Annotated in this window: 9 protein-coding genes and 1 pseudogene; 4 read left to right on the top strand and 6 right to left on the bottom strand. The window is 58.3% G+C overall.

What is annotated here, in order from left to right; translation table 11 throughout:
• Nucleotides 1–54 precede the first annotated feature (54 nt).
• The 3 genes and pseudogenes from KZJ38_RS11810 to KZJ38_RS11800 all read right to left on the bottom strand — a co-directional run.
• A pseudogene (locus KZJ38_RS11810) lies at nucleotides 55–3,189 on the bottom strand (YadA-like family protein); the annotation flags it as partial.
• An 839-nt stretch (nucleotides 3,190–4,028) separates the two neighbouring features.
• Nucleotides 4,029–5,096, bottom strand: coding sequence for an extracellular catalytic domain type 2 short-chain-length polyhydroxyalkanoate depolymerase (locus KZJ38_RS11805; RefSeq protein WP_219796081.1), 1,068 nt, complete (start codon nucleotides 5,094–5,096; stop codon nucleotides 4,029–4,031).
• Between the two features lie 785 nt (nucleotides 5,097–5,881).
• Nucleotides 5,882–6,133, bottom strand: a complete 252-nt coding sequence (locus KZJ38_RS11800; RefSeq protein WP_219796080.1) for a hypothetical protein — start codon at nucleotides 6,131–6,133, stop codon at nucleotides 5,882–5,884.
• On the opposite strand from KZJ38_RS11800, the gene KZJ38_RS11795 reads away from it, so the two are divergent.
• From KZJ38_RS11795 to KZJ38_RS11780, 4 genes are all read left to right on the top strand, one after another.
• Complete coding sequence (locus KZJ38_RS11795; RefSeq protein ID WP_219796079.1) at nucleotides 6,120–7,055, top strand: AraC family transcriptional regulator; 936 nt, start codon at nucleotides 6,120–6,122, stop codon at nucleotides 7,053–7,055. The genes KZJ38_RS11800 and KZJ38_RS11795 overlap by 14 nt on opposite strands.
• 358 nt (nucleotides 7,056–7,413) lie before the next feature.
• A complete protein-coding gene (locus KZJ38_RS11790; RefSeq protein ID WP_219796078.1) occupies nucleotides 7,414–7,668 on the top strand; it encodes a hypothetical protein in 255 nt (84 codons plus the stop codon).
• A 202-nt stretch (nucleotides 7,669–7,870) separates the two neighbouring features.
• Nucleotides 7,871–8,599, top strand: a complete 729-nt coding sequence (locus tag KZJ38_RS11785) for a carotenoid biosynthesis protein (protein WP_219796077.1) — start codon at nucleotides 7,871–7,873, stop codon at nucleotides 8,597–8,599.
• A gap of 248 nt (nucleotides 8,600–8,847) precedes the next feature.
• Nucleotides 8,848–9,597: an SDR family oxidoreductase gene (locus tag KZJ38_RS11780; RefSeq protein WP_219796076.1), complete on the top strand. Its 750-nt coding sequence runs from the start codon at nucleotides 8,848–8,850 to the stop codon at nucleotides 9,595–9,597.
• On the opposite strand, the gene KZJ38_RS11775 is transcribed toward KZJ38_RS11780, so the two are convergent.
• The 3 genes from KZJ38_RS11775 to KZJ38_RS11765 all read right to left on the bottom strand — a co-directional run bounded on the left by KZJ38_RS11775 (nucleotide 9,555) and on the right by KZJ38_RS11765 (nucleotide 12,647).
• Nucleotides 9,555–10,529, bottom strand: coding sequence for a helix-turn-helix transcriptional regulator (locus KZJ38_RS11775; RefSeq protein WP_219796075.1), 975 nt, complete (start codon nucleotides 10,527–10,529; stop codon nucleotides 9,555–9,557). The two genes, KZJ38_RS11780 and KZJ38_RS11775, sit on opposite strands and share 43 nt — an antisense overlap.
• Nucleotides 10,530–11,078: 549 nt before the next feature.
• A complete protein-coding gene (locus tag KZJ38_RS11770; protein ID WP_219796074.1) occupies nucleotides 11,079–12,176 on the bottom strand; it encodes an extracellular catalytic domain type 1 short-chain-length polyhydroxyalkanoate depolymerase in 1,098 nt (365 codons plus the stop codon).
• A gap of 45 nt (nucleotides 12,177–12,221) precedes the next feature.
• Complete coding sequence (locus KZJ38_RS11765) at nucleotides 12,222–12,647, bottom strand: CopG family transcriptional regulator (RefSeq protein ID WP_219796073.1); 426 nt, start codon at nucleotides 12,645–12,647, stop codon at nucleotides 12,222–12,224.
• Nucleotides 12,648–12,680 lie beyond the last annotated feature (33 nt).

Below are 12,680 nucleotides of genomic sequence, written 5' to 3'. Positions count from 1 at the left end.
TACTCCATATAGTTTGTTTGAAGGCACCTGTCGCTACGCACTCGCCGGCTACGCTCACCATTGCATCGAGGCGCCCACGCCAACTGTGTCGCCGCCAGGGCTCATGCCGACACCGGCCTTCATCTTGATGTTTTCCGTAATGCGGGCAGACGCACCGATCGCAACAGCCTGATAGCCGCGATAACCGGCGGTACCGATGCCGACCGCGAGCGTCTTGTCCTTGTCCACTTCCGGAATCATGGTCAGAGCGGCGGCTGCCGCAATACCCGAGTACGCGTTGCGTGCAACCGAATTGATGTTTCCCTGCAACGCATCGATTCGGGAGTCGGTGTAGTTGTTTGCCTGCGCAATGCCCGCGTTCAGCTGATCGAGGTTCACCGCGTCGGTGCCTTGCGTACCCGCGGCGACATTCGTCACCTGGCGCTGATTCACGGTGGTGCCGACGGACACGACGTTCGAGCGGCCGTCGTCGTTACTGCCCGCGCCCACTGCGGCCGAGTTATTGCCGCTTGAGGACGCGCCCGCGCCAACCGCAGTGGAGTTATTGCCGCTCGCCTGCGAACCGTTGCCGACGGCGGAACTGTTGGTTCCGGAAGCCACGGCGCCGAGCCCACCCGCCGATGAGTTGGCCCCTGACGACGCGGGCTGCGAGGTCGAGCCCGGGTTAGAGTTAAATGTGCCACCGCCGCCACCATTGGAATTCTGGATCAACGTGGTCAGCTGGTTTTGCACCGACTGCAGTTGAGACACGTTGACGGCATCCGTACCCTGACTGCCCGCGGCAACGCCGGTGATCTGCCGGTTGCCGACATTGACCTCGCCCGCCGACGACTGAGGGCTGCTCAATCCGTAAGCGATATAGTTGGTCAATGCGCCGACGGTGGTCTGAGATCCCGCACCAATGGCGACACTATTGGCAAACGTGGCACTTGAACCGGAGCCCAATGCGACTGCATCGGTCGCAGTGCTTTGCGCGCCCGAGCCGAGTGCCACACCACCCGCTCCCGTCACGCTCGCATTCGCACCCTGCGCGATCGATTGAGCGCCGTTCGCGGTGGCACCGCTGCCAAGCGCAATGGCGTCGGCATCACCGGAATTTGCAGCTTCGCCGATTGCGACGCCACCCGGTGCAGTCTGCTGAACGATTGCACCGTGACCGATACCGACGCCGTTGTCGCCATTAACCACCGTGGTCGGGCCCACCGCGATCGACTCGGCGCCTACCGCCAACGAATCTGCCGCCGCCGAGTTCGCGTGGAAGTAGAGCGTCGGCGTCACCGCAAAGGATTGAAGCGCGCCGGTCAGCTGCCGGATCGTGGCCGCATCATGCGGCTGGGTACCGTCCGCGACGTTGGTCAGTTGACGGAAGGTGTTGCCGGTCGCACTTCCGAAGGATACGGCACCGAGCAACGTGGCATCGGCAGTGTTGAACGGCACCGACTGACTTCCCGCTGGAATGGAACCGACGCCTGGCGCGATAGCACGATCGGACACCGAGCCGGAGCCGATCGCCACGCCCCCCGTGACGGAGACATTCGATTGCGAGCCGAGCGCGAGACTGTTGTCGACGGTTGCCTGCGCGCCGTTGCCGGCAGCGAGGCTGCTCGCTCCGCCCGCAACGGAAAGCGGACCGATGGCCACGCTGTCCGTGCCGGTGGCCTGACTATCCGCCGCCGTGGAGTTCGCATGGAAATACTTGATGCCTCCGCCATTGCTGATGTTCGAGATGGCGGTCGTATTCGCATCGACCTGCTGGTTGGTCGCGAAGAGCTGTGAACCATTCACGGCGTCGGTGCTGGTCTGACTCAGCTGGCCCGCAGCGACGTTCTGGATTTGCCGTTCCGCGCCAGCGGCGCCGACGCTCACCACGCCGGCAGGCGCCGCGCCGGCAAACGTGTAGTTGTTTCCGCCGATCGTTGCGCCCGCAACCGGAACCGCCGCAGCCGTCGTCGAGCCCGCGCCGAGCGCTACGCTGTTGGCAACGCTAACCGTCGCGCCGGAACCCAGCGCCACACCGTTCGTGCCAGCGGCCTGCACCGCCGCAGTGTCGCCCAGCGCGACCGATCCCGCGGTGTTGGCCTGCGATGCATTGCCAAGTGCGACGGCGCCTTGGCCCGTCGCCACAGACGTGTTTCCTAGCGCCACGGCACCCTGCCCGTTTGCCGTGTTGTTTGCGCCCATCGCCACAGCGCCGGTACCCGTCGCGGTATTCGGATCGCCGATCGCGACCGCACCGTCACCTGACGCGGTGTTACCGACGCCGATCGATACCGCCTTGCCGCCGGTTGCAGTGGCGGTCTGCCCTATCGCGATCGCGCCGGCCGCGTTTGCGGTCGCCGTGTCGCCGATCGCGACTGAACTGGCTGCTGATGCGATGGAGTTCGGCCCAAAAACCACCGCCGATTGAGCGGTTGCCGTACTGCCAAAGCCAATGGCTATCGACTGATTGCCGGTTGCCTGGGTGCCCAGTCCGGCCCCCGTGCCGCCACCCGCGCCGATGGCGATCGAACTTGTGCCCGCCGAGCCTGCGTTCGTACCGAGCGCGACGGCCGCGATACCACTCGACACTGCGCCGCTTCCGACCGCTACGCCGCTATCTGCGCCTGCAGCGACGACCGACTGATTCCCCAAAGCGGTTCCAGCTACTGCCGCCGCCGATGCACTCGACCCTAACGCCGTTGACTGGTTGCTTGCGGCGACGGACGTGTCGCCGATCGCAATCGATGACAGACCTGAGGCCCTCGCATCGAATCCGCCGGCAACAGAATGATCGGCGACTGCATTGGCGCCGGCACCGAGCGCTGTGCTACCAATTCCGGACGCCGTTGAAAAATCCCCGATTGCGTTCGCGTTCTCTGCGGACGCTGTCGCTGTGTCTCCGAGCGCGGTTGCGTTGACGCCGGTTGCCTGCGAGTTGATCCCGATCGCCGTCGAACCATTTTGACTTGCCTGGGAATTCCCTCCGATGGCCGTGGCGCTATCGGTCGATGCCGATGCGGCGTGCCCATATGAAGTCGCGTTCGCTCCGGTCGCCGTGGCGCCGGGCCCAACGGCGGTCGCGTCGGTGCCCGCAGCCGTTGCAACGGGGCCAACCGCTGTCGCATCAGTACCGGTAGCCGTTGCGCCTGGTCCCGCAACATACTGAGCCGACGCCTGCTGGGGAACTGCCATTGCCCCTAGACATATCGACATGATCGCGGCAGCGCTCATTTTGCTGCGTTGCGCCTGGCGCTCCCGGTGTCCCGGCCATACTACCTTGTAGACTTTGTTCATTTCAAAATCCCTATAAAGTAATATTCTTCATGCCTATCTTTTTATCCGCGACTTGTTAGATGGATTTTCAATTCAACGACGACGAAGTAATCGCATGAATTACGGACGAATTTATCCACCCACCACGGAATTTCAATGGGATATGTATAAAACCTTCACTATATGTATATCGCAATGCTTAACAACAAAACGATAACTTTTAATAGAAATCAAACCCGCATGGTGATGCAGGATATCCGTTATGCAAACGATCAAATCGTCCACGGAGCCAATTCTAGAACCGGTATTCAGGTAGTAGTGCAGAGTTCACAAAAATTCAGATACTCGTTTTCCACATATCACCAACTACCGATATAGGCGGACATGAGAGCAGGAAAGCGAAAAATTACCGGGAGAAAGTCCGTTATGCCATTAAGGCGAGGTGCAATGCCGACATTAAGGAAAAGCTGGCCTATAGGTATCTCATGCCCACGGCCTCTCTGCAATCCTTTAAGTTTGTCGTGGTGAAGGTGTTGGGGAAAAAGCTATTGTAGTTTTGACCCGCTGAGCCAATTAGCACGAAGCGCTTTGAAGTGCGCCTTAGGAAGCGCGATTGAAGTTGCAGCTTATGGTGCTATGCCTCAAGTCTGACAACACAGTATAGGGACGAGCTGACAATCCTTTTGACAACAATTGTGAACTGTAAATGGTATCGCCAACGTCCCTGGCCCTTGCCTTCAGCGGGACGCCTTTTGACGTTGGCTTGAGATCGTCACTCAGCGCGCCCGATCAGAAAGGCGCTTGACCATGCGCATCACAGCGGCGATCTGCGGCGCGTTTTTTGAATAGAAGTCCGGCTTTAGCGGATCGGCGCTCGTGTAGCCCCAGAAATCCCAACAGCCAAGCGGGTTCTTTGCCGAGGTCCCCGCCTGCGGATAAAGAACGATGATGCGATTGCTCTCCGCGATCTCGTTGTAGCCGGTGCTAAGCGCATAGAGATCGCCGATCTTCTGTGCGTTCTGCAAACAACCGTGAAACGCGACGTGAATGCGGCACGCGCTACCCGGCTGCGCGCAGGCGGTTGGCACATAGACGTAACCGGTCGGACCCAGCGAAGCCTTATCGTCGGGATCGAACGCGCCCTGATCGAAACTGAGCAGATTGCCCGCGGGCGCCGTGGTCGGCGCGTTCAGCTTGCCGTAAATCCAGCGCAGAATGTCTTGCGACTGTTCAAAGCCGCAATTGTTGATGAACGGCGGCTGCGACAGTGTGCAGGTGTTATTCACGCCGCTATTCGTGATGAGCCCATGACCTGCTGCCACGTTGTCGATATATCGAATGTGGTCGTCGGGTGCACCGGCGAGCTTATAGAAGAGCGGAACCTGTGCGACCACACGGGTCGCGACGATATGGTCCTGGGTACCGCTGAACACATAGACGCGCTGCGAGGCGAGCCCGCTGACATCGTCGATGCGCTGTTCAGCTGCGAACTTACGCGCTGCCTTAAGTGCGTCTTGCGCACGCGGTCCCGTATTGCCGGTCGGATTCATGCACTGGGTCTGCGCGACGCTGGCGGGACTCGAAAGTGGAAACAGGCCGGCGCAGTAGAACGGACCGCCCGCGACGATGCCGGCGCCTACCAGATGCTTCGACCACGCGACGTCGAACTGCGCGGCCATGAAGGCGCCCGAAGATAGCCCTGAAACCGAAGTATGCGTCGCGTCCGCGCCGTAGCCGTGCAGCGGTGCCGCATGCAGCGCGCGCGTAGCAAAAATGCCGGCGGTTAAGAGCGCCGCGCAACCGAGCCACCTCCAGGCAGTCCGTCTCAATGCCCATTCATTCATTGCAATCTCCCTGATTAGATCGGTCAGGTACCTGGATCGGCACCGGACCATTTTCTTCCAATCAGGATGATTGAGCGTTCGTCAATTGCAGAGGCGAAGCAGATGCGCATGCGCAGACACATTCAACTGCAACCGATCGCTTCGCACATCTTCGGTTTTTCCTGGGGCACCGCGATAGCTTCCGGTTTCGTGCCGGTCAATGGAACGGTTTAGTCACGAATCAGGCACGTGTAACGATAGTCGATGTGAGATGCATCGATATACGATGACATCGTCAACACTCCCCAGCGTCGGCGAGCGTCACCATGACGATTCCCTGTCTAGTGTTTTTCCCGAAGAAGTTTCAATCGCTACCGAAAGCGTGGACGCGCATCTCGACGCTCGCACAAGCGATGGGATACCTGCTCCTGATCATGATTTGATCATCTCTACCTGAGCAACGGGGCTGCCAGACGTGCCAGTACGCGCCAGGCACCCACTCCTGCCCGGACACATTCTTGATGCGCTAACCCTCGATGGCGATGTTATATCGAAGTATTTCCCATCGACTATCCTCAAACGTGCCTCATTCATGATGAAAACGTTCCTGGTCTGCCGTATCGGTCGACAGGACAAGGCTTCATCTTTCGCGCCGCCCGGTGCGAGGTAGCATCGAACCGTCCCTCCCGTCCCCGGCACTTGCTCGCCATCGGAATCACAATTCCAGGTTGCCGGAATATCTCTAGCACTCCAGATGTTTTCCGTACGCGCCGACACGCTGAACAGGAGTTGGCAGAGGCCGAATCTTACGGACGTTCAGTATGTTGAAAGCTCCCCGCCGGGCGAAAAATGTATTGTTGTCGTTCGGAACTTCGAAACGGCACACCGAGTTCGGCACTGATAGCGGGAGCACTTGCCACGTTCATAGTGACCTGATCTGCACATCGGCTCCACGCGACCACGATCGCTTCGCACATTTTCGGTTTGTCATGCGGCGCCGCAATCACTTCCGGTTTGGTGCCGGTCAACGTTTGGAGATGTTCCTTGACGCTCACCATCGTCGAATATCCAGCCAATCCTTCGTCAAAGCAGCAGGAGAAATGGAGGTACGAGTTCGAGAATCAGTGTGGCATGACGTGTCCGTCGGATTTCGCAGAGAATTTCGCCTGCTGGTCTAAAACCTGGTACGCCGGTCAGGTAGGTGTCCTCGATTCCCGCGTGAGATGCCAGACATGGGCCTCCCTGATGCAGGGCAAATCCCCGGTCGGCGAAGATTGCGTGTTTGTAAAGGTCGTTGCCAGCGGTTCGCTAGTCATCTCACAGCATGGAGATGAAAGAGTGTTCCCTGCGGGTAGCGTTCTTACCGTAGACGGGGCATGGCCATTTCAGGATCGCTTTCCCGGTTCATCACGTCTCGTGGCTTTAAAAGTGCCCAAGCAGGCACTCAAGGCACGCGGATACCCATACGGTTCGCGTCGAATCATTGTTCCCCAACTATCGTCTCCGGACGTGACTTTTCTTCGAGACCTGTTGCTCTGCGTCGCTAATCAGATGGAACCGCCTAGCCTGCCATTCCGGGAGAGAGTGGGTGAACAGACACTGGACATGATGGAAACGTTGCTTGGTGATTCGGCCGATTCTTTAGTGTCCGGACGATCCGACATTCTTATTCTGCGTGCGAAAACAATGATCGCCAGGCGTCTTGGCGACTCCCGTTTGAGTCTCGACCAGATTGCGACTGAACTTCGCATCTCGGCAAATTATCTGGCAAGGCTGTTCCGAATGGATGGAACGACTGTCATGCGCTACGTGCTGGAGAAGCGCCTCGATAGGGCTCATAGCCTCGTCAAGCAAGTCGGTCAGCACCGCATGCAGATACAGGAGATCGCATATATTTGTGGCTTTGAATCGCCATCGCACTTTAGCCGTATGTTTAAGCAGCACTTTGGTGTCTCCCCTCGTGATGCGGCTGGCGCATAACCGGATCCCTGGCTCGATGTCCGTGCCTGCACCGTCGTGACGCGTTGTAGTGGTCGAACGTATCGATCACGCTTTGGCGCGCTGCACGGGTGTCGGACTTTACCATCACACACTTAGTTTACCCAATGATTTGGAATAGCCGTCATGTTCCATTTGTTATGGGTACAAGTGCGCCGACCATCTTCCCGTAGTCCACTTCGCGCACCGGCGAGTACGTCCTGTCGATTGACATGATCGATTGGGCAATACGCTGCCTTATCCGAATTCCCAAGCGGTTTGGAAAAGGTTTTCAACTCCCAAGGTCTATGTGGGGCGGTGCGTCGTTAGATGCCGCTCCCGTTTAAAGACGAAGGTGACTATGGACACGCGAACGACAACGAACGCGCTCAACGAACTCCGCCTGGTGATCAGCCGGCGTAGCGACGAACTTCCGGACACCCTGATGGGCGCTGCATTGCCGGTGCTGAAGCCGATATGCCTCGCGACCGTAAGATCGATTAACACGCGAGTCGCGCCTGAATCGCTGGCGTCGCGCTCAGTGAAGCTGCGCGCAACATGGAAGAAAACCGAAGACGGCAGGTTGGTTTGTCACTGGACGCACGATCTTGAATAGCGTTGTGTTCCGCGGTTACTACGGGAATTGGTCGGTTACCGAAACTATTTTCATCAGAGATCCTATGCCACCCAACTTTGACACTTCAGACAACGATACTGCTCGACTGCGTGAAGTCGCGTCAGTTCGACTAAAGCGATTGTTTGTGCGGTTACTGCTCGCTGGAATCTTTCTGCGCTATGCCTGTACATGGCTATCGGCCTTGACCGGGGCGTCGCTTCCCAGCGTGGGCGCTACCGGATTCACCGTGCTCTTCGCGGCCTTTTCGATCTTGCACGCCAGCGATGTGCTTGGCTGGCGTCGGGCGCTACTATTCCTGCTCGTCTGTGTCGCCGTGTCCTGGGGTTTCGAGTGCGTGGGTGTTGCAACCGGCACGGTGTACGGCGATTACCACTACGGTGACGCGCTCGGCGTCAAGATTTCGGGCGTACCGCTCATCATTCCGTTGGCCTGGTTCATGATGGTCTATGCAAGCTGGATCGTGGCGCACGTTCTCCTCGAGGACGCGAGCACGCCCTGGTCAATCAGCGGCGTACTTGCGAGAGCACTCATCGCTGCGACAGCGATGACCGCGTGGGACGCGGTGATGGATCCCGGCAAGGCGAAGTCCGGCGTCTGGATCTGGGAAAACGGTGGACCCTACTTTGGCGTTCCCTTCCAGAATTTCGTGGGATGGATCGTCACCACAATCACCATCTATCTGATAGTCGCAGTTGCCTTTCGATTGGTGCCGCGATACCGGGTTCACAGCACTACGCGCTTTTACACGGGACTGCCCGTGCTCGCTTACGCGCTTGTCGCGTTCGATCATCTTCTGATCGAGACAATTCCGGAATTGCACATCGTGGCGGCATTCGGTATCTGTCTTGTCGCGTTGCTCGCGCTTTTGCGATTGATGCTGAGGCGCGGTGCGATAGCGTTGCCGGACTGATTTTTGGGGCGTTATCGCGGATGGGCTCGTGTACGTACTGGTCTGTCAATTGACACGACAGCGCCAGTCACGTTCCAGTCACGTTTAAGGATAGTCGATGCGAAACACTTCGATATAGCATGGTCACAATGGTTACTGCCTGCAGGAATGGGATCACGGCTGCATAGCCACCTTCAGAAGATGCGACCGCGATTCAATAGCGCATCAACCTCGACTCCGACATAAGCGCACATACAGGAAACACGGCCATGAAACTGACAGGCAATACGGTTTTCATCACAGGTGGGGGCTCGGGCATCGGACGCGGTATTGCGCAGGCTTTTCACGATCTCGGCAACAAGGTCATCATCTCAGGCCGGCGAAAAAACCTCCTGGACGAAATGACTCACGCCAATCCGGGGATGAAATCCCTGGAACTCGATATCGAGAACGCGTCCAGCATAGCGGCCGCTTCACAGACACTGATCGAGCAGTATCCAGACCTGAATGTTGTCTTCAACAACGCTGGCATCATGCAGTTTGACGATGCCGCGGGCACCATCGACGAGAACTTGCTAACTTCCACGATTGCCACGAATTTACTCGGTCCGATCAGGCTGACCTCGGCCCTGATCGAACAGCTCAAGAGGCAGAAAGAAGCAGCGATTCTCTACAACACCTCGTGGTTGGCCTTTACTCCGTTCGCTCTCTCAGCAGTGTATTGCTCGACAAAGGCTGCGCTGCACTCCTATGCGTTGTCCCAGCGCTACAAGCTGCGCGGGACCTCCGTGCGAGTCATCGAGATCGTACCGCCCTGGACCCAGACCGACTTGTTGAACAGCTCCAAAGAACCTCGTGCGATTCCGCTACGCGAGTGCCTCGATGAAACGATGCGCCTGCTGGGCTCCGATACAGACGAAGTTGTGCTCGAACGGGCAAAGCAACTGCGCAACAATGCAGGCCCGAACGAACATCCCTACGTTATCGAGTTCAACGACTGGGTGCTTGGAGTGGCGTAGAGTGCCGTCGCATCGCGAGGCGAGACGCCAAAGTGCTGCTTGAACGTACGGCTAAAATGCGAGGGCGATTCAAAACCGCATAGGTATGCGATCTCCTGAATTTGCATCCGGTGTCGACCGGATTGCTTCAGGAGGCTGTGAGCCCTCTCAAGGCGTTTCTCTAGAACGTATCGCATAGCAGTCCCTCCCTCCATTCGAAAGAGCCTCGCCAGGTAATTTGCCGAGATGCGTAGTTCAGCGGCGATCTGCTCGAGGTTCAATCGGGAATCGCCCAGGTGTCTCGCAATCGTGGCTTTCGCGCGAACGAGAATCAGGTCGGAGCGCCGGGACACGGCAGAACCGGTCGTGTTTTGTAGCAACGCCTCCGTCATGTCCAGCATCTGCTCACCGAGCTTCTCCCGAAATTGCGGACTCGGCAGCTCTCTGCTTTCAGCGATGCTGATCAACATCTCTCTAAGAAGCGTGACGTCCGAAGACGACTGCTCAGGAACCATGATTCGACGCGATCCGTAGATGTATCCACGTGCCTTGAGTGCCAGTTTGGGCAATCTGAGCGCGACCAGACGCGTCGAACCAACAAAACGCCCCCCATACGACCATGCTGGATCTAAGGTCAGCACGCTACCCGCGGTGAACGTTCTTTCCTCGCCATGCTGCGAGATGACTACCGAACCGCTCGCAATGATCACAACGAACATGCTGTCTTCGCTGATGGGGTGTTTGCCTGGAGGCAGGGAAACCCGGGTTTGATCCTTCACACGGGAATCCAGCACGCCCACCTGACCGGCATACCAGGATTTAGACCAGGCTGCCGAATGCTCCTCGGGATCGGACGGACACGTCAAGCCATATAGATTCTCCAATTCGAGTTTCCATTTCTCTCGTTGCTCTGGCGAAGCGTGGGCTGGATATTCGACGATGGTGGGCGTCACGGGACGTACTCCAAAACGTTGTTGACCGGCACGAACCAACAAACCCACTCACGAAAAGCTACGGATGACGTGGTAACTTGCCGATGCTTACGTACGGCTTGTGGAAGAACGACTGCTCAGCAGCAGTGACCCCATTCCCGGGGAGCATTAACCATTCGTTGTTATGTTATATCGAAGTGTTTCGCATCGACTATCCTTAACCGTGCCCAAAACGTGCCTGAAACGTGACTGCGCCGTCATATCGATTGACAAACCAGCACGTGCATGAGCGATCATTACAGACCACGCTCGCAGAGCTAACTTGTTCTGCGCCACGCGAAACTGTTCTTCAAGTTGCGCAATGCGCTCACCTGGTTGCCTGTTGTGCGCTTCAAGGATAGTGCGGGAACGAACGAGTGCTCGTTGCTTCGAATCGAGCAGTACTACTCTGGGTCACGGCGGGTTGATCGGGAGGGTTTGAGACTCCACGCTCCGCATGCCGCCGTGCAAGACGACATCCATAAAATGAAATCGAATAGTGGCACCGGCACGACACGGCGCTGGCCTGCACTACGGACGTTGCGGATGATCAAGAAAGAAGCGTAGCATTTCGCCACTCGCGTCCGGCCCGCTTGCGTCCGTATAACTGCCGCGCGCACTGCCGCCTGCCCATGCGTGCGGCGCGCCGTGAATGGTCCATAGCTCGGCATCGACGCCACCGCGGGAAACCAGCCGCACTACCGTGCAGTCACGTCGGCCCGCCCCGCTACGACGTGCTTCGTCGACACCATCGTGTTGTGTTTCAAAACCGCGCACGATCCGGGCAGCATTCGACAGGTGAACCGTGGCATCAGCATCGCCATGAAAAACGATCATGGGCCGTTGCGGCGCAAACGAATCGCATTGCGCGCGTCGCGCCTCTGCGGGATGTGTGCCGCCTTTCATCGCGGCGAGCGCAGACGGCAAGTTATGCGCACAACGCGCAGCGAGACCGGAATGTACGCCGGCCGCGGCGTACAGTTCGGGATACTCGCTAATCATGATTGCCGCCATTGCGCCGCCGGCGGACAGGCCCGCCACGTACACCCGCGTAGGGTCGACATCGTGCATGGCAATGATCTCGCGCGTGATGCCCGCGATCAGGGCCGGCTCGCCGCGTTCTCGCGACTGATCACCCGGCCTGAACCAGTTCCAGCACTTCGACGGATTGGCCTGCTTCGGCTGCACCGGATACGCGACAAGAAACCGGTGACGCTCGGCGAGCGCATTCATCTGGGTTCCGGCTGCGAAGTCATCAGCGTCCTGGGTACAGCCATGCAGCATGACAACGAGCGGCATCGGTGTGCTCGCGGCCCCTGCCGGCACATAGAGCCGATATTGCCGACGGCCAGCAGCATTTGAATACGAGTGCGTGCTGAAATGTCCGCGATCTTCGACATCTGAGGGTACCCATTCCGTCGCACGCGGCGGGACGTCGTACCTGTTCGTCCGGTAAAGCGGGGCGTCCACGGGAGTGGATACCGTTACATCCGACATGTCGTTCGCCGCCCGAGTGCCTTCACCGCGCAACGCGCGTTGTATTGCCGCCGTCGCTTCGGCAGGGCCGCGTGTACGCAACAAGGCCATCGCTTCGTGCATCGAGTTCAGGAATCCTTCATTCAATTTCATGATGTGGTCCGGTAAGCAGAGTGATGTCAGGTTCGGCCGCGGCGGCTACCGGATACGGTCGGCGAGCGCTGCCTTGACAGCCGGTGTCGCGTGAAATGCCCCCAGCACCGCGACACTTCCAATCGTTGCGCGCGCGAGTTCCGGTGAGACGTCAGCCGCAATGCTGGCCAGTCCGAGCACCTGGATGTCGAGACGCTCGCGCGCCGTGCGGACTGCCTCAAGGTCCTGCCTGGAAAAATGCTGCATGCCGAGCACGAGCGCGCGGCGTGTGACGGTCTCCTGAACGACCTGAGCGTGTAACGCAAGCTGATTGCGGATGGCTGTTCGGATCAGGTCGGTACGGTTCGAATAGAAGCCTTCTTCAACGAGAAGATCGATCTGACCGAGGTCTACGGGAACGAGATTGATCGTGATTTTTTCGGACTCTCCGCCTTTGGTGCGAAGGGTCTCGGGAATCGCAGCTTTTTTCATATTCCATCCAGTGACCATCCATATGGATGGTTA

The sequence above is a fragment of the Paraburkholderia edwinii genome, assembly GCF_019428685.1.
Classification (GTDB): domain Bacteria; phylum Pseudomonadota; class Gammaproteobacteria; order Burkholderiales; family Burkholderiaceae; genus Paraburkholderia; species Paraburkholderia edwinii.
This window is presented reverse-complemented; position numbering and strand designations above follow the sequence as displayed.